The organism is Leucobacter sp. UCMA 4100, from assembly GCF_027853335.1.
In the GTDB taxonomy this organism is placed as follows: Bacteria; Actinomycetota; Actinomycetes; order Actinomycetales; family Microbacteriaceae; genus Leucobacter_A.
Genome location: NZ_JAFEUS010000002.1, coordinates 815742 through 839849, shown reverse-complemented (window position 1 = coordinate 839849; position 24108 = coordinate 815742). Strand labels below are relative to the sequence as shown.

The window sequence follows — 24108 nt, the reverse complement described above, 5'->3', positions numbered from 1 at the left end:
GTGAAACAGCCAACACTGCAGCACGAGCCGGGCGTGGCTGCCATGCCAGAGGCTCAGCCCCGCCGGTCGATGCGATCACTCTTTCGCATCGACGGGTGGGGCGCCCTCGCGCTCCCGCTCGTGCTTTTTCTCGTTCTCGTTTTTCTCATTCCCCTGATCGCGATGCTGTGGCGTAGCTTCGTCGACCCCGAACCCGGGTTCGGCAACTACGTCGCGATCTTCCAAGAATCGCTCTACACGAGGGTTCTGCTCAACACCTTTCTCATCGCCTTTCTCGTGACGGCGGTGACGCTCGTGCTCGCGTACCCCTACGCGTACCTCATGACGCTCGCAAAGCCTTTCTGGCGCAAGGTGATGCTCGTGCTCGTGCTCATTCCGTTCTGGACGAGTGTGCTCGTGCGCAGCTTCGCGCTCGTGATTCTCCTGCGCGACACCGGGGTGCTTAACACGCTCGCGATCGACGCTGGAATCATCGACGACCCCGTCACGATGCTGCGCACCGCAGGCGGCGTTGTCTTCGGCATGGTCCAGGTCTCACTCCCGTTCGCCGTACTGCCCATGTACGCGGCCATGTCGGGCATCGATCGAAAGCTCGGCCTCGCGGCGCAGAACCTTGGCGCGCGCCCCTCGGGTGCCTTCTGGCGCATCTTCGTGCCGCTCAGCCTGCCTGGCGTTGCCGCTGGCCTGCTGCTCACGTTTATTCAGGCTCTTGGCTACTACATCACCCCGGCATTGCTCGGCGGCCCCGAGAACATGATGATCGGTGAGCTGATCGTGCAACAGGTCTCGGCCGTCTTGCGCTACGGCTTTGCGGCTGCCCTCGCGACCCTGCTGCTCGCGACAACGCTCGTGCTGCTCGGCATCGCATCGAAGTTCCTGAACCTTGAGAAAGCATTGTTGAGGCAGTCATGACCAAGATTCTCACTCGCACCGGGCTCGTCGTGCTCGCGGCGCTCATCGGGCTCTACCTGCTCTCGCCGATTCTCGTCATCGTGCCGATGTCGTTTTCAGAGAGCTCGTTTCTCGCGTTCCCACCGAGCGGCTTCACGCTGCAGTGGTACGAAGCGCTCATCAATGATTATTCGTGGATCGAATCTGCCCTCAACAGCCTCACCATCGCGCTGCTCTCGGCGCTTTGCTCGGTGGTACTCGGAACGCTCGCGGCCCTCGCGATCGTGCGCGGCAAGATTCCCTTTCGTGGGCCCGTCATGGCGATTCTGCTCTCGCCGCTCATCGTGCCCTTCGTCATCGTCGGGCTTGCCGTCTACATCACCTTTTTGGGTCTCGGCCTCACTGAAACGATGATCGGTTTCGTGCTCGTACACACCTCGCTCGGGGTGCCATACGTCATGATCAACGTCATTGCTTCACTCTCGTCGGTTGACCGCCGGCTCGAGATGGCGGCCATGAACCTCGGCGCTGGGCCGATCGAAACGTTCTTTCGCATCACGATGCCGCTCATTTTGCCCGGCATGCTCGCGGGCGCACTCTTCGCGTTCATCACGAGCTGGGACGAGGTCGTCGTCGCGATCTTCCTGTCTGGTGCTGACCTCACGACCCTCCCGGTCAAGATGTGGTCGGGCATTCGCGTGCAGATCGATCCGACCATCGCGGCCATCTCGACCATCTCACTGTTTATTATTCTCGCGGCATTCGCTGCCTCGGGCATTGGAAAGGCCTTCGGTACGCTGCGTCGCAACATGCAGGCGAAGCGCATTCAGAAAGGAACGCTCTCATGACCGCCACTTACACGCAGCAGATTGCAACGGCAGCCGAACAGACGGGTGCCGCGATCCGCATCAAAAATGTGACCAAGCGCTACGGCGAGCACACGGTTCTCGACGAGGTGAGCCTCGATATCAACGCGGGTGAGTTCATTACCCTGCTTGGAGCCAGCGGATCGGGCAAGTCAACCCTGCTCAACATCATCGCCGGCTTCACGAAGGCCGACGGAGGCAAGATCGAGGTTGATGGCGTCGACATCACCCGAACGCCGCCCCACAATCGCGGGCTCGGCATGGTGTTTCAGCAGTACGCGCTGTTTCCTCACATGACGGTGTTCGAGAATGTCGCCTTTGGGCTTCGACGCCAGCGGGTCGCGAAGGAGGAAATCATTGAGCGCGTGAACTCGGTGCTCGACCTCATCCAGATGCGCCACCTCGCCGACCGCCGGCCCGACCAGCTCTCGGGTGGCCAGCAGCAGCGCGTCGCGCTCGCACGCGGCATCGTGTTTCAGCCCCGAGTGCTGCTCATGGACGAGCCGCTCGGCGCACTCGACAAGATGCTGCGCGAAGAGCTCCAGCTCGAGATTCGCAACATTCACTACGAACTCGGCATCACGTTCATTTTCGTGACGCACGACCAGCACGAGGCACTCACAATGTCTGACCGTATCGCGCTTCTTCGTGGCGGCAGCATCGTTCAGCTCGACGACCCGAAGACGCTCTATCAGGCGCCGACGTCGCGCTACGCGGCAGAGTTCATCGGCGAGTCGAACCTGCTCACGGGCACCGTGCAGGGCGACGTCTTTGCCCATGCTGAGGGAGGCGAACACTTTCGGGTACCCGAGGGCGGGGGCGAGACCATTCTCATTCGGCCCGAGCACATGCGGGTCGAAACCGCTGATCGCTACACGCCGATCGCCGGTCGCGACAGCGTCGAGGCCGTGGTGCAAGACACCGTCTTTATTGGCACCGACATGATTGTGTACGGCCAGACGGCGGGCCGCAAGCGCCTCATCGCGCGCGCTCCCGTGTCGAGCGAAACACAGGGAGTTGTGTTTGGCGCTAAGGTCGTATTCTCGTGGGATGCGGCGCACGCGCGTCTCATCAAGGAGGACTGATGGGGGCGCCAGGTGCGGCTCCCGGAAGCGGGGCAGCGTCTCCTTCAGACGCCGCCCCGCTCGCGGTTTACACTGACATCGTTGACACCGACCCGGGGCCTGGCATCACGCTGCTCGAAGCCGCGGGGTTTCGTGTCGAGGTCGCTCGCAGCGATGACCCCGAGGTGATCGCGGGCGTCGCTGCCGAGGCCGAGGCGCTGCTCATCGGCTACTCGCCGATCACCGCAGCCCTGCTTGATCGGCTGCCCCGTTTGCGCATCGTCGCGACACAGTCGGTCGGCGTCGACATGATCGACCTTGAGGCGTGCAAGGCTCGCGGCATTACGGTTGCCAACCTCCCGGCGTCGGCGACCGAGGAGGTCGCGAGCCACGCGCTTGCCCTCTCACTCGCGCTGGTGCGAGGCCTGCATACCTTCGACCGATCAAGCCGCTCGAGCGAGTGGAACGCTGGCATCGCCGACCTGTCACGCCCCTCGACGCTCACCGTCGGCGTGCTCGGTCTCGGGCGCATTGGCCGGGCCTTCGCCTCCTTCGCTGGCTCGGTGTATGGCGAGGTGCTCGGCTACGACCCGATCGACTTCGAGGTGCCCGGGGTGCGTCGCGTGAGCCTCGACGAGGTGCTCGCGCAGAGTGACATCGTGAGCCTGCACCTCCCGCTTACCGCTGAAACGCACCACCTGCTCGAGGCCTCGCGCCTCGCGCAGATGCGGCCCGGCGCACGCATCGTCAACGTGTCACGCGGAGCGCTCATCGACTCCGCGGCCCTCGTCGCTGCGCTCGACCGTGGAACCATCTCGGGCGCTGGCCTCGACGTCTTCGAAACAGAGCCGCCCGAAGCCGGTGACCCGCTCTGGCAGCACGAGCGCGTGCTCGCGACGCCCCATGCGGCCTACCTCTCGCCCCAGAGCCTGCTCGACTACGTCGTGCACCAGGCCGAGAACGTCGTGCAGTTCGCGCAAACGGGTCGTCCCGTCACGCCGTTTGTGTAGGCGAGGTGGCCGGGCTCGGCTTTGGCGGGTGGGCCATCTCTGCGGGTGAGCCGCTCCTTGGGCTGCTCGCCTCCGCGGTTTGGGCCTCGCGTTTGCGGTTTACTTGACGAAAAGCAGGGTGTTTCGCTGAAAACACCCTGCTTTTCGTCAAGTAGACGCGTTATTGCCCGTCACCGGCCGAGAACCGCGCCCGTCACCGGCCGAGAACCGCGCCCGTCACCGGCCGAGAACCGCGCCCGTCACCGGCCGAGAACCGCGCCCGTCACCGGCCGAGAACCGCGCCCGTCACCGGCCGAGAACCGCGCCCGTCACCGGCCGTGGTCGCGGGAAGCCGCGGATCCGCCGGCAACGAGCCGTGCCCTAGCCAAGCCGCGCGCCTCGCGAGCCGGCCAGCCGCCGCCTACGGCACCCGGGTGAGCCCCGTCGAGGTGGGCACCTCGAGGCCGTAGCCGCCCCAACCGAGGGGCTGCGAGACGAGCTTCGTGAGGATGTAGTAGACGAGGGCGCCGACGAGGCACGATGGCATCGAGGCGGTCGTGTACGGGAACAGCGGCGACGGCACGTAGGTGATCGGGTGCAGGAGCAGCGCGTAGGTAAGGGCGCCGAGGGCGAGGGCGACGAAGGCGACGGGGTTCCAGCCGCGCACGTAGCCGTAGGCCGAGGTCGCGACGGGGGTGTAGAGCTCGCGCACCTTTACCTTGCCGCGGCGCAGCACGAAGTAGTCGACGATTCCGATGCCGGTGAGGGGTGCCACGAAGATGGCACCCCACGAGAGGAAGCGGCCGTAGTTTTCGTAGACGACCTCGGGAAAGAAGACGAGCACGGCCGCGGGCCCGAGAATGACGAGACCCATGACGGCCCAGGGAAGGCCCCTGAAAATGCGGCCGCCGCCAGAGCGCAGGGCCACCATTGATCCGTAGCCCTGCGAAAGGATGGCGGTGATGTTCGCGAAAATGATCACGCAGAGGGCAACGACGCCCGCGCCGGCGCCGAGCAGCGGAATCAGCCAGTCGGTGGGCTCAGTGATCTTGAGCGTGAGGGCGGCGAAGGTGCCGACGATTGCCGCGAACACTGAGGCGAAGAAGATGCCGAGCCAGTTGGGCCAGTAGGCCGAGCGGGGGCTGTCGGTGAGGCGCGCGAGGTTACCCATGTTGGGCCACCAGGCGAAGCCGCCCGCGATGCCGAGTTCGATCGCGACCATGAAACTTGTGTGCGGGTTCTCTTCGGGGTCGAGCGGGGGAATCGCGGTGAGCTCGTCCCAGGTGATGTTGGTGAAGATAAAGATGGTGATGGCGGTGAGCACAATAATGAGCAGCGGAGCAACGATCATGCTCACCCGTTCGACCGAGATGGGGCCGCGCGAGAGGATCGCCCACGAGGCAACGACCGCGATAAGCGCGAGAACGCTGACGGCCGCACTCGTCTTACTCAGTTCGAGCCCGAAGGTGGCGTTCAGCGCGTTCACGAGGCCGTGGCCGAGCATGATGGCGAGAATGGCGGCCCAGGCGGCCGCGAAGATGGTCGACATGGTGACCATGACGAGTCTGGCCCCGTGGGTTCCGAAGATCGTGCGCAGCATGACAAACTGCTCGACACCGTACTTTGCCGAGGGAATGACCGGCGCGAGCGAGACGAGGAGTGTGCTCACGCCGTATCCGATGATGACGCTCGCGATGGCCTGCTTCGCGCCGACATAGTAGGCGACGGTCGCGCCCTGCAAAAACGCCCAGGTAGCGATGGCGAGGCCGATGTTGACCCAGCTAAACTTCCAGAATCCCCAGATGCGCTCTTTGGGTAGGAGGGGGAGCTCGTTGAGGGTTGCGTCTTCGGGAACCGACGCGACTTTGACGCTCGTTGTGTGAATCTTTTCAACCATGGTTACCACGCCCACCAGATGAGCAGGGCGCTCGCCGCAGCGAGCGTGCCAACGGTGATGAGAATGTCTGAGAGGGGCAGGTCTTGCTGCAGCATTCCGCCGCCGCCCTCTGATTCCATTCGGGTAAGGCGTCGCTCGAGTTCTTCTTCAAATTCGTTGTCCACATTGACTCCGTAACTTATTGACTGAGTAGTCAATTAATAGTTAACGCTAGGGTCGCCCCCGCTCAAAGTCAAGTGAGCATAATATTGACTAGCCAGTCAAGATTGCCTACGATTGCTCTCATGCAGACAACGAAGTCGACAGAAGTGATCGTTATTGGTGCGGGCTACGCCGGGCTCGCGAGTGCACTGACCCTGCACGACGCGGGAACGTGCGTGCTCGTGCTCGAAGCGAACGATCGCGTGGGCGGGCGCATCTTCTCAGAGGCCCAGCCCGACGGCACTATCGTTGACCACGGAGGGCAGTGGATCGGGCCCACCCAACACCGCCTGCACGCCTACGCCGACCGCTTCGATGTGGGGCGTTTCAAGACCTACACGGGTGGCGCGAATCTTGAGCTCTGGCACGATGGAACGGTTCGTGGCTTCGGGCTCGTGGGCCCAGAAGATGGCCCGGGCATTGAGGCCTACGCCGAGGCCACCGCTCGAATCGACGAGCTTGCCCGAACCGTGAACCTCGAACAGCCGGCCCTCACCCCGAACGCCGAGGCGCTCGACAGTGAGACGGCGCACTCGTACTTCGAGCGCACCGTCGCCGACCCCGATGCACGCCTGCGTCTCGCACTCGCCGTGCAGGGGGTGTGGACGGTCGAGCTGAGAGACCTCTCGATGCTGCACCTGCTCTTCTACGTTGCGGCGGCGGGAGATTTCGAGCAGCTTATGGAGGCCGAGAACTGCGCCCAGGACAGCCGCTTCTTTGGCGGCGCACAGGAGCCCGCCAACCGTATCGCCGCTCACCTCGGTGACGCCGTGCGGCTCGGCACCCGCGTGCTCGAGGTGCACCAAGAAGACGACCGGGTTCGTGTGGTTACCGACCAGGGTGAGTACACGGCGCAGCACGTCATCTCGACGTTGCCGCCCCAGGCTGCCTCGCGCGTGCGGTTTACGCCAGAGCTTCCGCTTGCGAAGCGTCGCTTCGTCGCGAAGAGCGTGATGGGAGACGTGGCGAAGATCCACGTTGGTTACCAGACCCCGTTCTGGCGCACGAAGGGATTTTCGGGCGAGGCCGTCACCTACGGCGCACCCATGGTCGGAGTGATCTTCGATAACTCCCCAGATGACGCGGCGAGCGGGGTGCTCGTCTGCTTCGTTTACGCCGACCGGTTGCGCGAGTGGCAGGCACTCGACGCAGAAGCTCGGCGTGAAGAGGTCATCGCGACCCTCGTGCGCATGTTTGGCGAAGAGGCCAGGGCGGCGCTCTGGTACACCGAGAAAAACTGGTCGAACGACGAGTTCGCTGGCGGCGGCTATGCCGCGACGCCAGCACCAGGAACGTGGATCGAGCACGCCGCAGCCGGCTGGCGCGAGCCCGTTGGCCGGCTGCACTGGGCTGGTACCGAGACCGCATCGGTCTGGAACGGGTATATCGATGGCGCGATCCGCTCGGGGGAGCGGGCTGCCGCCGAAATTCTCGGGTGACGAAGGCGCCCTTCTTCTCGCCGACTGAGCACCGATTCACCGAAAGTACATGCAAACCGCGCGGAACCGATGCTCATTCGACGAACCGGTGCTCAGTCGATGAATCTGAACCCCGCGCTCAAAACAACGGGCGATGAACGACCGAAGGGGCCCTACACCACGTGGTGTAGGGCCCCTTCGGGGTGCGGCCCCTGAGTGGGCCATCAAAAACTCGTTACTTCGTGCGCGAGGTGAACGCGGTGATGAAACCAATGGTTACCGCGAGGAGGCCGCCCACGAACAGCTCGATGCCCTGCTCAGGGTGCGAGAATGCGAGGCTGAAGACGTAGAAACCGCCGAATACCAGCACGAGTGCGAAAAGCAGCTGCACGAGCATGACGAAGCTCGCTCCACCGCCCTGAACCTCGGCGAACAGCTGCTCTTGGCCGTTGCTCTCGGCGTTCTTCTGTGACGATGCCATGTGATGCGCCAACCTTCCAGTCAAAACTACATACCGTTCTCGAGTGTACATGAACTCGTCGCGGGGCGAGAATCGCGCTCGCCCCGCGACGGTGCTCGTGCCCGGTGCCGCCTGTGCGCCGGAAGCCGCGCGTTACCCGAAGCGGCCCGAGATGTAGTCTTCGGTCGCCTGCACCTTGGGTGAGCTGAAGATCGTCGAGGTTTCGTCGACCTCGATGAGGCGGCCAGGCTGGCCGACGCCAGCGAGGTTGAAGAAGGCGGTACGGTCAGAGACGCGAGCCGCCTGCTGCATGTTGTGGGTCACGATGACGATCGTGTAGTTTTCGCGCAGCTGCGAGATGAGGTCTTCGATCGCGAGGGTCGAGATGGGGTCGAGGGCCGAGCAAGGCTCGTCCATGAGTAGCACCTGCGGCTCGACGGCGATGGCGCGCGCGATGCAGAGACGCTGTTGCTGGCCGCCAGAGAGGCCCGATCCGCTCAAATCGAGGCGGTCTTTGACCTCGTTCCACAGGTTGGCTCCGCGCAGTGAACGCTCGACGAGATCGTCGGCGTCGCTGCGCGAGAGACGCTTGTTCGAGAGGCGTACGCCGGCGAGCACGTTTTCGCGAATGGTCATGGTCGGGAAGGGGTTTGCGCGCTGAAACACCATGCCGATCTGCTTACGAACCTCGACCGGGTCGATGCCCGAGGCGTAGAGGTTCTGGCCGTCGAGCTCGAGCGAGCCGGTCACGGTGGCACCGGGGGTCATTTCGTGCATGCGGTTGATTGAACGCAAGAGGGTTGACTTGCCGCAGCCCGAGGGGCCGATGAACGCGGTGACCGACTTGGGTTCGATGTTGACCGTGACCTTTTCGACGGCGTGAAACTTGCCGTAGTAGATGTCGAGGTCGGTGATGTCGATGCGGTTTGACATGGTGGGTTCTTTCTACGTTTTGGGGCCTGTGCGCGGTGCCAGGGGCAGCACGCGTGGGGCGAGTATGGGTGGCTGCCTAGCGGCCGGTCTTGACGCCGAACTTCTTGGCGATGACGCGGCCCACGATGTTGAGCAACAGCACGATGAGAATGAGCACGAGGGCTGCGGCCCAGGCCCTGTCGAGAAACGCGTGCGCCGGGTTGCCCTGGTTCGTGTACTGCGAGTAGACGTATACGGGCAGCGACTGCATGCGTTCAGAGAAGATGTTGTAGTTCATGTTTGCCGTGTATCCGGCAGCGACGAGCAGCGGAGCGGTCTCGCCGATCACCCTCGCGATTGAGAGCAGCACACCGGTGACGATGCCTGGCAGCGCGGTGGGCAGCACGATCTTGGTGATGACGACCCACTGCGGGGCGCCGAGCGCCGAACCAGCCTCGCGCAGATCCTGTGAGACGAGGCGCAGCATTTCTTCGCTCGAGCGCACGACGACCGGAATCATGAGCACGGTGAGGGCGATCGCGCCCGCGATGCCGAGCTTCGTGCCGGGGCCCAGAATGAGGGCGAAGAGCGCGTAAGCGAAGAGGCCCGCGACGATCGAGGGAATACCCGTCATGACGTCGACGAGGAAAGTGATGACCTTGGCGGCCCGGCCACGGCCGTACTCGACGAGATAAATCGAGGTGAAGAGGCCGAGCGGCACCGAGATAACCGTCGCGGTGAGGGTGATGAGCAGCGTGCCCACGAGGGCGTGGAGTGCACCGCCGCCCTCGCCGATGACGCCGCGCATTGACTGCGTGAAGAACTCGAGGTCGAAGCGTGCCGCGCCGCCAGAGATGGTCGTGATCATGACCGAGATGAGGGGCACGAGGGCGAGCAAGAAGGCGAACGAGACGAGTACGGTCGCGAGACTGTTCGAGAACTTGCGCCTGAACGAGATGCCCTTGCCGAGACCGGTCGAAGTCGGCTTCGGGGCAGGCGCCTTGCCGGCTGCCTGTGGCGTGAGCGTGTTAGTCAACTGAAAGCCTCCTCACGACCCAGCGAGCGGCCGCGTTGACCGCGAAGGTCACGATGAACAAGATCATGCCGGTCGCGATAAGAACGTTGATGTTGGTTTGGTAAGCCTCGGGAAACGTGAGCGCGATGTTCGCTGCGATCGTCGATGGGTTCTGCGAGGTGAGCAGGTTGAACGTGACGGTGCCGGTTGCCGAGAGCACCATGGCGACGGCCATCGTCTCGCCGAGCGCGCGGCCGAGACCGAGCATCGCCGCTGAGATGATGCCAGAGCGGCCAAACGGAATGACGGCCATGCGAATGGTTTCCCACTTCGTCGCACCGAGGCCGTAAGCGGCCTCTTCAGTGAGCTTCGGGGTTTGCAGAAAGACCTCGCGGTTGAGGGCGGTCATGATGGGAAGCACCATGACGGCGAGAACGATTGCCGCGGTAAGAATGGTGCGCCCGGTGCCAGAGACCGGGCCTTGGAAAATGGGGATCCACCCGAGGTGTTCGGTGAACCACGCATAGACCGGTTGAATCGCGGGTGCGAGAACGCCGATGCCCCACAGGCCGAAGACGACCGAGGGAACCGCGGCAAGCAGATCGACCACGGCGCCGAGCATGCCGGCGAGGCGGCGCGGGGCGTAGTGCGTGATGAACAGCGCGATGCCGAGCGCGACGGGGGCGGCGAGAGCGAGGGCGAGAATCGAGACCCAGACCGTGCCGAAGATGAGGGGGAGTACGTAGCTCCAGAAATTTGTGGTGAGGATCGAAGCGTCCTCATTGGTGGCAGTGAATGCCGGCAGGCTATTCGCGAGGAGGAACAGCGCTACTGCGGCGAGGGTGACGAGAATCGCACCTCCCGCGGCCTTCGCCGCTCCTTGGAAGACCCGGTCGCCCATGCGGCGCGGAATCTTCGGGGTATTCACGGTTGTCATCGGTCCCTCGTGATCGTAGTGGTAGTGAGAGCGTGAGGTGTTGGCGAAGCGTGTGGGGGAGCGCACCCGGTCTCAGGTGCGCTCCCCCTACGGCTTACTTGATGGTGTCGATTGCCTTTTCGATCTGGGTGCGAAGCTCGCTCGAGATCGGTGCCGAGCCTGCGTTGTCGGCCGCGATCTTCTGGCCTGCCTCGCTCGCTGCGTACGAGAAGTACTCCTTCACGAGGGGTGCGACAGCCGAGTCATCGTAGGTTTCGCAACCGATGAGGTAGCTGATGAGCACGATCGGGTATACGCCCGCTGCCTCGGTGGTGCGGTCGAGAGCGATCGCGAGGTCGGCATCGCTGCGGCCCTCTTCGAGCGGTGATGCGTCGACAACCGCGGCTGCTGCCTCGGGTGAGTAGGCAACGTACTCGTCACCGACCTTGATGCTTACGGTGCCGAGGTCGCCAGCGCGCGATGCGTCAGCGTAACCGATGGTGCCGTTGCCGCCCTCGACCGCGCTCACGAGACCCGAGGTCTGTGCGGCTGCCTCGCCGCCGTCTACCGGCCACTCCTCGACTGAACCGTGAGTCCAGACGTCGGCTGCCGCGGCACCGAGGTAGTCGGTGAAGTTGCCGGTCGTGCCCGACTTATCTGAGCGGTGCACCGGGGTGATTGCGAGGTCAGGAAGGTCGGTTCCCTCGTTCTGCGAGGCGATTGCCGGGTCGTTCCACTTCGTAATGTCGCCCACGAAAATCTTCGCGAGGGTCTCGGCGTCGAGGTTGAGCGAGTCAACACCGTCGAGGTTGAAGATCACGGCGATGGGTGAGATGTAGAGGGGCAGCTCGACGAGGCCGCTGTCGGCAGCACACGTTGCGAAGGGACCCGCCTCGATCTCTTCGAGCTTGAATGCGCGGTCTGAGCCGGCGAATGATGCAGCGCCCTGCTGGAAGTTTTCGCGGCCTGTGCCCGAGCCAGCCGGGTCGTAGTTGATCGTGACGTCTGGCTGCTCCTCGAGGAACGAGGCGATCCAGGCGGTCTGTGCCTCGCCCTGTGACGAAGCGCCCGCGCCGACGAGTGACCCCGAGAGTGAGGTTTCGGGAGCCTTGGCGTCGCTGTCGGTGTCGGGAGTCGACTCGTTCGTTGCGCAGCCGGTAAGCCCTACGAGCGCTGCAACGGTCAGAGCGCCGATCTGCAGTGAGGTCTTGAGTTTCACGTGTGTTTTTCCAATCGATGTTCGATGTTGGTTTCGGGTGTGTGGTGTACCACCTCACACCGTCAAAGCTAGGAGCCCCGGGTGACGAGGCAGAGGCGTGACGGTGAACGCGAGGTGAACGGTTGTTGTCATCTTGGCCGCGGTGCGACTGAGGGTCTCAGCGCCCAGCGTCGATGCTCGTTATTCAGAAGGAATGAGTTCGATGATGCGCTGCGCGATCGACACCGCGTGGTCGCCAAAGCGCTCGTGGTAACGGCTCGCGAGGGTCGCGTCGACGATGCTCGCGGTGTCTTCCATACCGTCGCTCAGCACCTTCTCGAAGACGCGTACGTGCAGGTTGTCGACCTTGTCGTCGAGCTCGTCGATCTCGGTGAGCAGTGCCGGATGCTGTTCGCTGAGCATCTGTACGAGCAGGCCCGCGATCTCGACATCGATCGCGCCCATCTCGGTGAAAATCTTTTTGAGGCCCTTCGGAATCGCTCGCTCAGGAAAGCGGTACCGGGCGAGGTTCGCGATGTGCAGCGCGAGGTCACCCATGCGCTCAAGGGACGATGAGATGCGCAGCGCGGTGACCACGAGCTTCAGATCGCTCGCGACCGGGGCCTGCCTCGCGAGAATGTCGATCGCGGTCTCGTCGAGCGCGCGGCACTTCTCGTCGATGCGCGAGCCAAGAGTGAGCACCTCTTCGGCGAGCTCGATATCAGTGTTGCGAAACGCGGTGGTCGCGTCGGTGATCGCTAACTGTACAAGTTCACCCACTTCGACGAGGGCGTCACTGAGCTCTGAGAGCTCGTGTTGAAAAACGGTGCGCATGGTGTCCTTTCGCATACACTGTGTTGAGTGGGTTCACCGACAGTGTGAAGCCCTCGCGTGAACGCGGTGCGGCGCCTCGGTGAACACTGTGTGAACAGCGAACAACGGTTCGGCAGGTGCAATACGATGGGCAACATGACACCGCACGTAGAGCTTGGAGTAGGCATTCTCCTGGGTGCCATCGTCGTGCTCTTTATCGTCTGGGCGACGAGGGTGCAGCAAACCCGTATGACCTACACGAGCGCCGACAGTGCCGAAACGCTCAAGGTCGCGAAGCGCATTCTCGAAGAGATTGACATGTTTTGCCTCATTCTCGACGAGACCGGCAACCCCGTGTACGCGAATCACGCCGCGAGAGAGTATGACGGTTCGACCGACCTTGACCGGCTGCTGCGCCAACCACGCATTCAGTCGACGGTCTTTCGCGTGCTCGCGACCGGCGAACCCTACATGCGCGACCCGAAACGCCCCGATGCTCCCGACGCGGTGAGCCTGCGCATCGCGCCACTCGACGATTATCACGTTGTGGTGTTTGCGGCTGATCAGGGTGAGGCGCAGCGCGTGCACGCCCTGCGGCGTGACTTCATCGCGAACATGAGCCACGAGCTCAAAACCCCGATCGCGGCCATCGGTCTCCTTTCCGAAGCGATTGGCGAGGCCTCCGACGACCCGGCGATGGTGAAGAACTTCGCAGAGAAGCTCGGGGCCGAGAGCCGGCGCCTTGGCGAACTCTCGCGCGACGTGATCCGCCTCTCTGAGGCCCAGGCCTCGCTCTCAAAAGAGGCGCGCGAGCGCATCGACCTGCGCGAGCTCGTCGTCGAGCAGGTCGAGCAGCACACCGAACTCGCGAGCGGCCACGGTGTGAGCATTGTGCTTGAAGACAACACCCGTAAGCCGCAAGAAACCGTGATCTTCGGCCGCCGTTCTGCGATTGGCGTCGCCGTCGCAAACCTCATCACCAACGCGATCGCCTACTCTCCCGAGGGCGGCGAGGTGCGCGTGGTGATCGGCGACCACGACGGGGCCTTCGCGGTGAGCGTGAGCGACGACGGGCCCGGCATTGACCCGGAGTTTCAATCGCGCATTTTCGAGCGCTTCTTTCGCGTCGACGAGGGCCGAAGCCGCAAACTTGGCGGATCGGGTCTCGGGCTGAGCATCGTTCGCAACACCATGCGAGCGCACGGCGGCGACGTGACCGTGAGGTCGGTGCCCGGCGAGGGCGCGACCTTTGAACTGAGTTTTCCGCTCGCGCTTTCAGCGACGATGCGGAAGAAGAAAAAGACACAGAAGAATCGCGTCGATAGGGCGCGTCAAGCCGGACAGGCTACACACGTGAAGGAGAGTGACGCGTGACCGCACGCATCTTGCTCGTCGAAGACGAAGATTCGATCGCCGACCCGCTCGCGTTCTTGCTCGAACGCGAGGGCTACCGCGTACGTATTGCTCGAGACGGGCGAGCCGCTCTCGAGGAGTTCGCGAAAGACACGTTTGATCTCGTGCTGCTTGACCTCATGCTGCCCTTCGTGCCGGGCACCGAGGTCTGTCGCGAGATCCGCCAGACCTCGCAGGTGCCCATCATCATGCTCACGGCCAAAGACACCGAGATTGACATCGTGGTGGGGCTTGAACTCGGTGCCGACGACTACATTACGAAGCCCTACTCGTCGCGCGAGCTACTCGCACGCGTTCGGGCAATGCTGCGACGCAGCGACACGCCGCGACCCGAGAGTGTCGAGGCAGAGCCACTCGACGACAGCGTGATCGAGGGCCACGGCATCGCGCTCGACACCGAACGACACGAGGTGCACGTGCGCGGTGAGCGCACCCAGATGCCCCTGCGCGAGTTCGAATTACTGAGCCTGCTCATGCGCAACCAGGGCCGCGTGCTCACCCGCGGGCAGCTCATTGATCGGGTCTGGGGAAGTGACTATTTCGGTGACACGAAGACCCTCGACGTGCACATTAAACGCATTCGCGCACGCATCGAAGAAAACCCAAAACAACCGCAGATCGTGCACACGGTTCGAGGTGTCGGTTACCGTTTCGGATGACTTCCTTTTTCGGCTAGGAAAACTGGATTAAAAGAGAGTACACTCGTGCTCGTTGTGCTCAAGAAAATCCAGGAGGATCATCGAAATGGCTGAAACGCCACCCAAACAGCATGTCGTCATCGTAGGCGGCGGTCTCATCGGTCTGTGCTCGGCTCACGCGCTGCTGCGCGAAGGCCACACCGTGACCATCGTTGAGAGCGACCACCCCGGTGCGGGCGCTGCGATCGGAAACGCGGGTGAGATCACCCCTCAGCAGGTAGCCCCACTCGCTTCACCCAACATGGTGAAAGATGTGGTCAAGGGCGTCTTTACCCCGACCCACTACCTCACGATCGCGCTCTCGAAGATTCCTTACCTGGCCTTCTGGGGCCTCGACTTCATCTTCGCCTCGGGCAAGAAGCGCATGGCCAGTGGTAGCGCTGCCCTCGCGCAGTTTGCCGACGGTATCTTCCCGTCGCTCGACCGCCTCACCGAGGCCGGCATCGACACGACCGGTCAGCAGCGTGACGGCTTCCTCATGACGGCGTCAGACGAAGATCTGCTCGTTGGTTCACACCGTGCCTATCAGGAGCGCGCAAAGAAGGGCTGGGGCACCGCACCCGGACCGATCATGCGCGGCAAGGAGCTGCACGAGTTCGAGCCGGCTCTCCAGCCTGGCATCACCGGCGGCTACCTGCTTCCCGCTGAGCGTTCACTCGACCCCGTCACCTTCGTGGCGAGCCTCGTCGAAGACCTCAAGAAGCAGGGTGTTGACTTCAAGGTTGGCTACAAGGGCGATCGCCTCACGGCCGATGGCCGCGGCATCATCGCCGTTGACGCCAACGGCGTCGAGCACACCTTCTCAGGCGACAAGGTCGTGGTCGCTGCAGGCGCCTACACCACCCCGATTCTGCGCAAGTCAGGCGTGAAGCACAAGAAGGTTGTTTCGGGCAAGGGCTACAGCTTCTCGGTTCCGGTCGAGACCATGCCCCGTCACCTCATCCACTCGAAGGACCGCAACGCCGTCATCATTCCGATGCACGAGCGTCTGCGCATCGTCGGCATGATGGAGTTCGACGAGAAGCCAGACCAGTTCAACAAGAGCCGCATGGAGGTTCTTGAGAAGGCTGCCCGCACCGTGATTAAGGGTGCCGACTGGGATAACAAGTACGAAGAGTGGGTTGGGCCTCGCCCGATGACCTCTGACGGTCTGCCCCTGCTCGGCGCGGTCAAGGGCCGCCCGAACACGATCGTCGCAACTGGCCACAACATGCACGGCCTCTCACTCGGCCCCATCACGGGCGAAGTGGTTGCCGACCTCGTTGCAGGCCGCACCCCGACCTCAGACGGCAAGCCGCTCGATATCGCACCGTTCGCGGTTCAGCGCTAGCACCTCCGGGTTCTGCTCACAGCGGGCGTTCCAACGTTTCGGCGTTGGGGCGCCCGCTCTGTGTTTTCAAAGGACTCTGCCTGAACGCGGCGCACTTGATGCCGCCGGGCGCGAAGCGTACCCTGGAAGCATGAGCGAAGCAGATAAGAAACCCCAGTATGACGATCCGCAGGGTGAGCAAGAACTTCGTGCCCAGCTCGAAGAGACGTGGCAAAACGAGTCACCGCTCACCGCAGAAGACACCGACGTTGCCGACGAGGTTGACGGCATCGATAATACCCGGCATCGCGAGCACGACGGCCGGTAACGAAGGGCGGCTGGCCACGGGCTCTGCTCTCGATGATTGAGAGCAGAGCCCGGCCTGCGGCCTGGGCAAGTGAAAGCCTGCGCGATCCGCCGGGTTAGGAAGCTTGCGTGCCCGCGTCGAACCCTTCGCCCGGCACAACGCCGAGAGCCTCGACAAGTGCGCCTAACGCCTCAGTCGCGCCCGACTCGATGCGGAGGTCAGCCTTGTGATCGACCGCGGTCGGGCCACGGTTGATGACGATGAGGGGTACGCCGCGCTGCTCGGCAATGCGAACGAGGCGAATGCCCGTGTTGACCGCCAGCGATGAGCCGATGACGGCGAGAGCCCCCGCGCGTTCGACGAGATCGGCTGCGGCGGTAAAAACGGGCTTCGGCACGGTCTCGCCGAAATACACGACCTCGGGGCGCAGCACCCCGGTGCAGATGGGGCAGACCGGCACCGTGAGGTGCTCGATCCCGGTCACCTGAGCGTCACCGTCGGGCGCGATCTCGGCGGCTTCTTGGGACTCCACGTACCCCGGGTTCGCCTGCTCAAACCAGTCGATGACGGCGGCTCGCGAGAAGCGGCCCGTGCACGAGGTGCAACGAATGGAAGCGCCACTGCCGTGCAACTCGACAAGGTGCTTCGTGCCTGCGTCGCGGTGCAACCCGTCGACGTTCTGCGTGATGACCCCCTCGGCGTAGCCCTGCGCCTCGAGGGCTGCGAGCGCGAAGTGGCCGGGGTTTGGCGAGACATTCCAGCCGCGCCTCGCGTTCACGCTCGCCCCTGCCCAAAAGCGCTTGCGGTACAGCGGGTCATTCATGAACTCGGCGATGTTCATGGGTGTGCGGGGCGGGGTACCAGCGCCGCGGTAGTCGGGAATGCCCGAGTCGGTGCTGATGCCCGCGCCGGTGAGGATCGCGACGGGGCGCGAGTCTGTTATCACCTGGGCAAGTGTGGCGATCGTTGCTGGCTGCATGGCAGAAACCTTACAACTGTGGCGAGAAGAAAGACTGTGAGGGATGCTGAGACAGGTGTGGGGCGACCAGCGAACTGGCCACCCCACACCTCAGCCCGCGAGCTTAGCTCGGGATTACCGCGTTTCGTTTCGTATTGAGGTACGTTTCCTTGCGCGATTCAAGGGCGATCTCTTGCGTGTTCCACTCGAGGTACGCAGGATCGTTCTTGAAGTGCTCGGCGACCTGATCTGCGGTGGCCGTGAGCTTCGGGTCGAACTTGATGTACGCCTTCGTCTCACGGGCGATGAGACCCGAGAGAATGAGTAGACCGATCAAGTTCGGAATGGCCATGAGGCCGTTCATGACGTCTGAGAATGACCAGACAACCTCGAGCTGCGTGGTCGCGCCAATGAACACGACGGCAGAGAAGATGATACGGAAGGGAATCGTAGCTTTACGGCCGAAGATGCGCACTGCGTTTCGTTCGCCGTAGTACGACCAACCGAGAATCGTCGAGTAAGCGAACATGATGACGCCAATGGTGACGATCCAGTGGCCCCACTCGCCCGGGAGACCGTGCGAGAATGCCTCGCCGGTCATGAGCGCCTTCGAGATTTGCTCTCCGGTGTCAGGATCGACCATGCTCCAGGTGCCGGTCGTGATGATCACAAGGCCGGTCATGGTGACCACGATGATGGTGTCGATGAAGGTCTGCGTCATCGAGACGAGGCCCTGGCGTACAGGGTGGCTCGTCTGTGCCGAGGCCGCGGCGATTGCAGCCGACCCCATGCCCGACTCGTTCGAGAAGATACCGCGGGCAAAGCCGTACTGAATAGCAATGATGAAGACTGACCCGAGGAAGCCGCCAGTTGCGGCCGTTCCGGTGAAGGCTTCTGAGAAGATCTGGCCGAAAGCGGCAGGAACATCGCCGACATTGACGAAGAGGATGTAGAGGGCGGCGACCACGTAGAGCAGGATCATGATGGGAACGAAGCCGGCGGTCACCTTGCCGATTGACTTAATGCCGCCAACGAGTACGAGCCCGGTGAGCACGGCGAGCACGATGCCAACCCAGAAGGGGTCAACGCCGAATGAGCGCTCTGCGTTTTCAGCGATCGCATTAGCCTGGGTCATGTTGCCGATACCGAAGCAGGCGAGCACCGTGAAGATGGTGAAGGCCCAAGCAAGAATCTTGCCGACGGGGCCCTTGATGCCCTTCTGGAGGTAATACTGTGGGCCGCCGTTGCGCTCGCCATGTTCATCGGCCGAGCGGTAACGCACGCCGAGAAACGCCTCTGCGTACTTCGAGGCCATGCCGAGCAGGCCGGTCACCCACATCCAGAAGAGGGCGCCTGGGCCGCCAATGCCGATTGCGCCGGCCACGCCCACGATGTTGCCCACGCCTACGGTTGCGGCGAGAGCGGTTGTGAGCGCCTGGAACTGGCTAATGTCACCCTTCGCGCCGGCATCTCGGCGCTTGATGATGCCGAGGTTTAGGGCAGCGCCCAAGCGAATAAACTGGAGGCCTCCGAGTCGAATTGTGAGGTAGAGGCCTGTGAGAAAGAGGAGGGGAATCAGAACAAAGGGTCCCCAGATGACAGAGCTTGCGCTGTCAAGAAATCCCTGAATGGTATCGAGCACGGTGTGTTACCTATGGTCTTTCGCGTCGTTGCGGAACAAACATGTTGTGCGTTGTGTGAGACCAGGAAGTCCTCACTACTTCGCCAAATATATTCGGTTCTTGACGCGTGTCAACCGGCTCACAATAGCTCTGAGGAGTGGGGTGAGCTGCGGGATCCGCATAAAATCAAGGCGAACGCAGTGAGGGGTCCCGCAACAGGTGTCGAAATGATACCCAAAAGAGACATTTCGTCGCCCACGCTCTGACAATTTGCGAGTGGGTCGAGTAGATTACCGAGTGGCCGAGAAGGCGAAAGGACCGCTATGAGTGTCGAAAAGAATACCCGCAAGCTTGAAGAAGGCATCGTCACCGATCTGCGTGACAAGATGACATACGGCTCGTACCTTGGGCTCGATGCGCTCCTTTCAGCGCAGCACCCCGTGAGTAGCCCTGAGCACCACGACGAACTCCTGTTCATCATTCAGCACCAGACCTCTGAGCTGTGGCTCAAGCTCATTCTGCACGAACTGCGGGCCTCGCGGGAATTCTTGAAGAGCGACAACCTGCGCTCGGCGCTCAAGCCGCTCGCGAGGGTGAAGCACATTCAAGAGGTGCTCATTCAGCAGTGGTCGGTGCTCGCGACGCTCACGCCTTCTGAGTACGCAGAGTTTCGCGACTCGCTCGGCAACTCGTCGGGCTTTCAGTCGGTGCAGTACCGCGCGATTGAGTTTGCGCTCGGCAACAAGAACGCGAAGATGCTCAGGGTGTTCGAGGCCGAGCCAGAGAACCATGCCTTGCTCGCCGCCGAGCTTGCCGCGCCAACGCTCTACGACGAGTTCTTGCGGTACCTCAGCCGTCGCGGCTTGCCCGTGCCGAGCGAGATTCTCGAGCGTGACGTGACCGAGGCGTATGAGCACAACGACGGGCTCGTTGACGTATTTCGCACGATCTATGAGAACCACGAAGAGCACTGGGATCTGTATGAGGCGTGCGAAGAGCTCGTCGACATTGAAGACAACTTCCAGTTTTGGCGCTTCAGGCACCTGCGCGTTGTGACCCGCACGATCGGCATGAAGACGGGAACGGGCGGATCATCGGGCGTCGATTTCTTGCAGCGCGCACTGAGCCTCACCTTCTTTCCCGAGCTGTTTGCCGTTCGCACCGAGGTCGGTAAAGGGTAGCTCGTGGGCGCTGAGGGTTTTAACACCGGCGGGTTTCGCGATTGGCACGTGCACCTCGAGCTCATGCGGCCCGAGCCCTCGCCCGTCACGCGCGTGCTCGATCTCGGCTCGAACGTTGAGCGGCTGCGCGGCATTGCTGACGGACTGAGGGGAGTCACGGTGTCGTATGCCGGCGCTTTCATTACCGCGCCCGGCGGCTACCCCTCTGACCGTTCGTGGGCCGGCCCCGGCAGCGTGATCGAGGTCGATGGGGCAGCGGCCGCACGCGAGGCCGCGCTCAGTATGCGTGAGGCTGGGGCGAGCGTGTTCAAGGTCGCGATGAATAGCGTCGCTGGGCCGGCGGCTTCGAGCGACGTCGTGCGCGCCGTCGTTGCGGCCGCGGCGGGGCTTCCGGTGGTCGCGCACGCCGAGGGGCCCGGTGAGGCGCAGCGGGCACGGGAGTGCGGTGCGACGATGCTCGCCCACACGCCGTTTACCGAGCGTCTCGATGACGCCGAGATCGCGGCGCAGGCCGAACATGTGGTGTGGATCTCGACGCTCGATATTCATGGCTGGGGAACCCCCGACGACGAGTTTGGCATCGCGGTCGATAACCTTCGACGCTTTCACCGCGCGGGTGGGGTGGTGCGCTACGGCACTGATATGGGCAACGGGCCGACGGTCGCGGGGTTCAACACCCGTGAGATCGCGGCTCTTGCCGAGTGCGGGCTCTCTCGCGCCGAGATTCTTGCGACGCTTACGCCCGCGGCACCCGCGCAGGGCGGCCCGGTCGTCTTCGTGCCGGGCTCGCCGGAGCGCCCCGACGTTGCCGCGGCTGTGCTCGTTGATACGGCTGCGCATTGATTGTCGTCGCGAGGTGGTACTATGAATGCCATATGTGAATATCGGCCAATACGCCCTCGCGGGAGAGCCCACACGATTGAGTGTGGCGCCGTAGGAGCAACTCCTCCCCGAGAATCTCTCAGGCACCCGTACCGCGGGGCGTGGCAACTCTGGAAAGCGAGGTAGGGCGCAAGCTCTGCCTCCACCGACGGTGCAATGGCGCGCAAGCGCCGGAATCTCTCAGGTCTGCAACAGAGTGGGGAGGGTACCTGTAGTTGTTGTGCCCAACCCCTGTGAGGAACCCTCAATGAGCATCACCGCCGATCCAACCCACTTCGCCAACCGTCACACCGGCGTGCACGGTGCCGACGCCGAGCACCTGCTGAGCGTCGTTGGCTACGAAACCCTTGACGCCCTGGTCGACACCGCTGTTCCGCGCGATATTCGCATGGATAACGCGCTGCAGCTGCCCTCGGGCCGCACCGAGCCCGAGATTCTCTCAGACCTGCGCGCCTTCGCCTCGCAGAACGTGCTCAAGACCCAGATGATCGGGCAGGGGTTCTACGACACCCACACGCCCCCCGTCATTCTGCGCAACGTGCTCGAGAGCCCCTCGTGGTACACGGCGTACACGCCATACCAGCCTGAGATTTCACAGGGCCGTCTCGAGGCGCTGCTCAACTTCCAGACGATGGTGAGCGATCTCACTGGCCTGCCCATCGCGAATGCCTCGATGCTCGACGAATCGTCGGCCGCGGCTGAGGCCGTGCTGCTCATGCGCCGTGCGAACAAGGCGAAGGCAACCGCGAAGACGGTGCTCGACGCCAACATCTTCCCGCAGACCCTCGAGGTGATTCGCGGCCGCGCTGAGGCGCTTGACTTCGAGATCGAGATCGTCGATCTGGCCCAGGGCCTTCCCGAGGGCGAGATCTCGGGCATCGTGCTGCAGCAGCCCGGGAACGATGGCAGTGTTGCGGATCACGCCGGCATCATCGCCGAGGCGAAAGAACGCGGCGCGATGGTCACCGTGATCGCCGACCTGCTCTCGCTCACGCTCATCACCTCGCCTGGCGAGCAGGGCGCCGACGTCGCCGTCGGCAACACCCAGCGCTTTGGCGTTCCACTCTTCTTCGGTGGCCCGCACGCCGCCTACCTCGCGGTGCGCGACGGGCTGACCCGCTCGATGCCTGGCCGCCTCGTCGGTGTCTCATACGACTCGGCCGGTGACGTCGCGTACCGCCTCGCGCTGCAGACGCGCGAGCAGCACATTCGCCGCGAGAAGGCGACGAGCAACATTTGCACCGCGCAGGCATTGCTCGCGATCACCGCGTCAATGTATGCCGTGTACCACGGCCCGCGGGGGCTCAAAGCCATCGCAGAGCGTGCGCACGCACACGCCCGCACGATCGCCGCGTCACTCACGGCTGCCGGCTTCGAACTCGCCTCGACCGAGTTCTTCGACACCGTGCTCGTGAAGGCTCCAGGTAAGGCCGCAGAGTTCGTGCGTGCCGCAGAGGTTGCGGGCGTCAACCTGCGCCTCGTGAACGACGACACCGTCGGCATCTCGACCGACGAGACCACGACGCCAGAACACGTCGACACCGTCGTGCGCGTCTTCGGCGCGAGCCCGGCAGCGGCCGTCGCCGCCGGTGACTACGGCTTCGCGGCTGCCCTCGTGCGCGAGAGCGAATACCTCACGCACCCGATCTTCAACACGGTCAACTCAGAGACGCAGATGATGCGCTACCTGCGCCGCCTCGCAGACCGCGACCTCGCGCTCGACCGCACGATGATTCCTCTCGGTTCGTGCACCATGAAACTCAACTCGGCCGCCGAGATGGAGTCGATTTCCTGGCCAGAGTTCGCCGGGATTCACCCGTACGTTCCGGCGGATCAGAGCGCCGGCTGGCGTGCGCTCATCGCCGACCTCGAGGCGCGCCTCATCGAGATCACGGGCTACGACGCCCTCTCGATTCAGCCGAACTCGGGAGCAACGGGTGAGTTTGCAGGGTTGCTCGCGATCCGCCGCTATCACCAGTCGAACGGTGAGACGCAGCGCGACGTGTGCGTCATTCCCGCCTCGGCGCACGGCACGAACGCGGCCTCGGCTGTGCTCGCAGGCATGCGCGTCGTCGTGGTGAAGAACACCGAGACGGGGCTCATCGACATTGCCGATCTCGACGCCAAGATCGAGAAGCACCGCGACGAGCTCGCCGCCATCATGATCACCTACCCCTCGACGTACGGGCTCTACGACGCCGACGTGCGTGAGGTGTGCGAGAAGGTGCACGCCGCCGGCGGCCAGGTGTACATCGACGGCGCCAACATGAACGCGCTCGTTGGCCTCGCGCAGCCCGGCAAGTTCGGTGGCGACGTTTCGCACCTGAACCTGCACAAGACCTTCGCGATTCCCCACGGAGGCGGTGGCCCGGGTGTTGGCCCGATCGGTGTTGCTGAGCACCTCGCGCCCTTCCTGCCCGGCGACCCGACCGGCCGCGTGAGCACCCCCGGTGGCACGCCGATCGTCGCGACCCTCTTCGGCTCGGCCGGCGTTCTCCCGATCTCGTACGCCTACATCGCCATGATGGGCGGCGAGGGGCTCACCCACGCGACCAAGACCGCGATTCTCAACGCAAACTACATTTCGAAGCGCCTCGGCGATTCCTTCCCGGTGCTCTTCACGGGCAACGAGGGCCTCGTCGCGCACGAGTGCATTCTCGACCTTCGCGAGCTCACCGCCCAGTCGGGCGTGACCGCTGAAGACGTCGCGAAGCGCCTCATCGACTTCGGTTTTCACGCGCCCACCCTCGCGTTCCCGGTTGCGGGCACGCTCATGGTTGAGCCGACCGAGTCAGAGAGCATTCCCGAGATGGATCGCTTCATCGAGGCGATGATCACCATTCGCGGCGAGATCGACCAGGTCATCGCGGGCGACTTCACGGTTGACGAGTCGCCGCTGCGCCTCGCACCGCACACCGCGAAGGCTGTCGTGACCTCTGAGTGGGATCGCAAGTACACGCGCGAACAGGCCGCCTTCCCGGTCGACTCGCTTCGCGTTGACAAGTACTTCGCTCCGGTTGGCCGCATCGACGGCGCGCACGGCGACCGCAACCTCGTTTGCAGCTGCCCCGCACCCGAAGCGTTTGAAAGCTAGGCCA

Annotated in this window: 22 protein-coding genes and 2 riboswitches; of the genes, 12 read left to right on the top strand and 10 right to left on the bottom strand. The window is 63.4% G+C overall.

What is annotated here, in order from left to right; genetic code table 11:
• Genes JSO19_RS04145 through JSO19_RS04130 form a run of 4 tightly spaced genes read left to right on the top strand, consistent with a single transcriptional unit; the run spans position 1 to position 3831 of the window.
• The gene (locus JSO19_RS04145) at positions 1 to 912 is read left to right on the top strand and encodes an ABC transporter permease (protein WP_270909936.1); all 912 of its coding nucleotides are present in this window, start codon (positions 1 to 3) and stop codon (positions 910 to 912) included.
• A complete protein-coding gene (locus JSO19_RS04140) occupies positions 909 to 1739 on the top strand; it encodes an ABC transporter permease (RefSeq protein ID WP_217135640.1) in 831 nt (276 codons plus the stop codon). Before JSO19_RS04145 ends, JSO19_RS04140 begins: the two co-directional genes overlap by 4 nt.
• Positions 1736 to 2842 carry an ABC transporter ATP-binding protein gene (locus JSO19_RS04135; protein ID WP_270909935.1) on the top strand — a complete coding sequence of 369 codons (1107 nt, stop codon included), beginning with the start codon at positions 1736 to 1738 and terminating at the stop codon, positions 2840 to 2842. Before JSO19_RS04140 ends, JSO19_RS04135 begins: the two co-directional genes overlap by 4 nt.
• Entirely contained in the window at positions 2842 to 3831 is a 990-nt protein-coding gene (locus JSO19_RS04130) for a C-terminal binding protein (RefSeq protein ID WP_270909933.1), read from the top strand. The genes JSO19_RS04135 and JSO19_RS04130 overlap by 1 nt, the downstream gene beginning before the upstream one ends.
• A gap of 400 nt (positions 3832 to 4231) precedes the next feature.
• Here the strand turns inward: JSO19_RS04130 and JSO19_RS04125 are convergent, their stop codons facing one another.
• Both JSO19_RS04125 and JSO19_RS04120 read right to left on the bottom strand, forming a co-directional pair.
• Complete coding sequence (locus JSO19_RS04125) at positions 4232 to 5707, bottom strand: purine-cytosine permease family protein (protein ID WP_270909931.1); 1476 nt, start codon at positions 5705 to 5707, stop codon at positions 4232 to 4234.
• A 2-nt stretch (positions 5708 to 5709) separates the two neighbouring features.
• Positions 5710 to 5871, bottom strand: coding sequence for a hypothetical protein (locus tag JSO19_RS04120; RefSeq protein WP_217135632.1), 162 nt, complete (start codon positions 5869 to 5871; stop codon positions 5710 to 5712).
• A 120-nt stretch (positions 5872 to 5991) separates the two neighbouring features.
• On the opposite strand from JSO19_RS04120, the gene JSO19_RS04115 reads away from it, so the two are divergent.
• The gene (locus tag JSO19_RS04115) at positions 5992 to 7347 is read left to right on the top strand and encodes a flavin monoamine oxidase family protein (protein WP_270909928.1); all 1356 of its coding nucleotides are present in this window, start codon (positions 5992 to 5994) and stop codon (positions 7345 to 7347) included.
• A gap of 214 nt (positions 7348 to 7561) precedes the next feature.
• Here JSO19_RS04115 and JSO19_RS04110 read toward each other — a convergent pair whose 3' ends face one another.
• From JSO19_RS04110 to phoU, 6 genes are all read right to left on the bottom strand, one after another.
• A complete protein-coding gene (locus JSO19_RS04110; RefSeq protein ID WP_270909927.1) occupies positions 7562 to 7807 on the bottom strand; it encodes a hypothetical protein in 246 nt (81 codons plus the stop codon).
• A gap of 132 nt (positions 7808 to 7939) precedes the next feature.
• Positions 7940 to 8719: a phosphate ABC transporter ATP-binding protein PstB gene (pstB, locus tag JSO19_RS04105; RefSeq protein ID WP_270909926.1), complete on the bottom strand. Its 780-nt coding sequence runs from the start codon at positions 8717 to 8719 to the stop codon at positions 7940 to 7942.
• 76 nt (positions 8720 to 8795) lie between these two features.
• Positions 8796 to 9656, bottom strand: a complete 861-nt coding sequence (pstA, locus tag JSO19_RS04100; RefSeq protein ID WP_442915705.1) for a phosphate ABC transporter permease PstA — start codon at positions 9654 to 9656, stop codon at positions 8796 to 8798.
• Positions 9657 to 9726: 70 nt separating this feature from the next.
• Positions 9727 to 10650, bottom strand: coding sequence for a phosphate ABC transporter permease subunit PstC (pstC, locus tag JSO19_RS04095; protein ID WP_270909924.1), 924 nt, complete (start codon positions 10648 to 10650; stop codon positions 9727 to 9729).
• A gap of 94 nt (positions 10651 to 10744) precedes the next feature.
• Entirely contained in the window at positions 10745 to 11848 is a 1104-nt protein-coding gene (gene pstS / locus JSO19_RS04090; RefSeq protein ID WP_270909923.1) for a phosphate ABC transporter substrate-binding protein PstS, read from the bottom strand.
• A 180-nt stretch (positions 11849 to 12028) separates the two neighbouring features.
• The gene (gene phoU / locus JSO19_RS04085) at positions 12029 to 12661 is read right to left on the bottom strand and encodes a phosphate signaling complex protein PhoU (RefSeq protein ID WP_217135608.1); all 633 of its coding nucleotides are present in this window, start codon (positions 12659 to 12661) and stop codon (positions 12029 to 12031) included.
• A gap of 135 nt (positions 12662 to 12796) precedes the next feature.
• Between phoU and JSO19_RS04080 the strand changes: the two genes are divergently transcribed.
• From JSO19_RS04080 to JSO19_RS04065, 4 genes are all read left to right on the top strand, one after another.
• On the top strand, positions 12797 to 14014 hold the full coding sequence (locus JSO19_RS04080) for a sensor histidine kinase (protein WP_270909919.1): 1218 nt from the start codon (positions 12797 to 12799) through the stop codon (positions 14012 to 14014).
• The gene (locus tag JSO19_RS04075) at positions 14011 to 14712 is read left to right on the top strand and encodes a response regulator transcription factor (protein WP_270909917.1); all 702 of its coding nucleotides are present in this window, start codon (positions 14011 to 14013) and stop codon (positions 14710 to 14712) included. Before JSO19_RS04080 ends, JSO19_RS04075 begins: the two co-directional genes overlap by 4 nt.
• Before the next feature lie 85 nt (positions 14713 to 14797).
• Positions 14798 to 16081 (top strand): NAD(P)/FAD-dependent oxidoreductase, encoded by a 1284-nt coding sequence (locus JSO19_RS04070; protein ID WP_270909915.1) that lies wholly within the window; start codon positions 14798 to 14800, stop codon positions 16079 to 16081.
• A 130-nt stretch (positions 16082 to 16211) separates the two neighbouring features.
• On the top strand, positions 16212 to 16388 hold the full coding sequence (locus tag JSO19_RS04065; RefSeq protein ID WP_270909913.1) for a hypothetical protein: 177 nt from the start codon (positions 16212 to 16214) through the stop codon (positions 16386 to 16388).
• Positions 16389 to 16482: 94 nt separating this feature from the next.
• On the opposite strand, the gene JSO19_RS04060 is transcribed toward JSO19_RS04065, so the two are convergent.
• Both JSO19_RS04060 and JSO19_RS04055 read right to left on the bottom strand, forming a co-directional pair.
• Positions 16483 to 17346 (bottom strand): Sir2 family NAD-dependent protein deacetylase, encoded by an 864-nt coding sequence (locus tag JSO19_RS04060; protein WP_270909911.1) that lies wholly within the window; start codon positions 17344 to 17346, stop codon positions 16483 to 16485.
• Positions 17347 to 17449: 103 nt separating this feature from the next.
• Complete coding sequence (locus JSO19_RS04055; RefSeq protein WP_270909909.1) at positions 17450 to 18967, bottom strand: alanine/glycine:cation symporter family protein; 1518 nt, start codon at positions 18965 to 18967, stop codon at positions 17450 to 17452.
• Positions 18968 to 19270: 303 nt separating this feature from the next.
• Between JSO19_RS04055 and kynA the strand changes: the two genes are divergently transcribed.
• The 3 genes from kynA (at position 19271) to gcvP (ending at position 24104) form a co-directional block, all read left to right on the top strand.
• On the top strand, positions 19271 to 20128 hold the full coding sequence (gene kynA / locus JSO19_RS04050; protein ID WP_270909908.1) for a tryptophan 2,3-dioxygenase: 858 nt from the start codon (positions 19271 to 19273) through the stop codon (positions 20126 to 20128).
• A gap of 3 nt (positions 20129 to 20131) precedes the next feature.
• A complete protein-coding gene (locus JSO19_RS04045; protein WP_270909907.1) occupies positions 20132 to 20971 on the top strand; it encodes an amidohydrolase family protein in 840 nt (279 codons plus the stop codon).
• 49 nt (positions 20972 to 21020) lie between these two features.
• Positions 21021 to 21115: riboswitch (glycine riboswitch) on the top strand.
• Positions 21116 to 21215, top strand: a riboswitch (glycine riboswitch).
• Positions 21216 to 21257: 42 nt separating this feature from the next.
• Positions 21258 to 24104 carry an aminomethyl-transferring glycine dehydrogenase gene (gene gcvP / locus JSO19_RS04040; protein ID WP_270909906.1) on the top strand — a complete coding sequence of 949 codons (2847 nt, stop codon included), beginning with the start codon at positions 21258 to 21260 and terminating at the stop codon, positions 24102 to 24104.
• Positions 24105 to 24108 lie beyond the last annotated feature (4 nt).

Excerpts from the sequence above, each read along its gene's own strand:
- phoU (WP_217135608.1), bottom strand. The coding sequence starts at position 12,661 with ATGCGCACCGTTTTTCAACACGAGCTCTCAGAGCTCAGTGACGCCCTC.
- JSO19_RS04140 (WP_217135640.1), top strand. The coding sequence starts at position 909 with ATGACCAAGATTCTCACTCGCACCGGGCTCGTCGTGCTCGCGGCGCTC.
- JSO19_RS04115 (WP_270909928.1), top strand. The coding sequence starts at position 5,992 with ATGCAGACAACGAAGTCGACAGAAGTGATCGTTATTGGTGCGGGCTAC.
- kynA (WP_270909908.1), top strand. The coding sequence starts at position 19,271 with ATGAGTGTCGAAAAGAATACCCGCAAGCTTGAAGAAGGCATCGTCACC.
- JSO19_RS04125 (WP_270909931.1), bottom strand. The coding sequence starts at position 5,707 with ATGGTTGAAAAGATTCACACAACGAGCGTCAAAGTCGCGTCGGTTCCC.
- pstB (WP_270909926.1), bottom strand. The coding sequence starts at position 8,719 with ATGTCAAACCGCATCGACATCACCGACCTCGACATCTACTACGGCAAG.
- JSO19_RS04070 (WP_270909915.1), top strand. The coding sequence starts at position 14,798 with ATGGCTGAAACGCCACCCAAACAGCATGTCGTCATCGTAGGCGGCGGT.
- JSO19_RS04080 (WP_270909919.1), top strand. The coding sequence starts at position 12,797 with ATGACACCGCACGTAGAGCTTGGAGTAGGCATTCTCCTGGGTGCCATC.
- JSO19_RS04135 (WP_270909935.1), top strand. The coding sequence starts at position 1,736 with ATGACCGCCACTTACACGCAGCAGATTGCAACGGCAGCCGAACAGACG.
- JSO19_RS04060 (WP_270909911.1), bottom strand. The coding sequence starts at position 17,346 with ATGCAGCCAGCAACGATCGCCACACTTGCCCAGGTGATAACAGACTCG.
- gcvP (WP_270909906.1), top strand. The coding sequence starts at position 21,258 with ATGAGCATCACCGCCGATCCAACCCACTTCGCCAACCGTCACACCGGC.
- pstC (WP_270909924.1), bottom strand. The coding sequence starts at position 10,650 with ATGACAACCGTGAATACCCCGAAGATTCCGCGCCGCATGGGCGACCGG.
- JSO19_RS04110 (WP_270909927.1), bottom strand. The coding sequence starts at position 7,807 with ATGGCATCGTCACAGAAGAACGCCGAGAGCAACGGCCAAGAGCAGCTG.
- JSO19_RS04130 (WP_270909933.1), top strand. The coding sequence starts at position 2,842 with ATGGGGGCGCCAGGTGCGGCTCCCGGAAGCGGGGCAGCGTCTCCTTCA.
- JSO19_RS04065 (WP_270909913.1), top strand. The coding sequence starts at position 16,212 with ATGAGCGAAGCAGATAAGAAACCCCAGTATGACGATCCGCAGGGTGAG.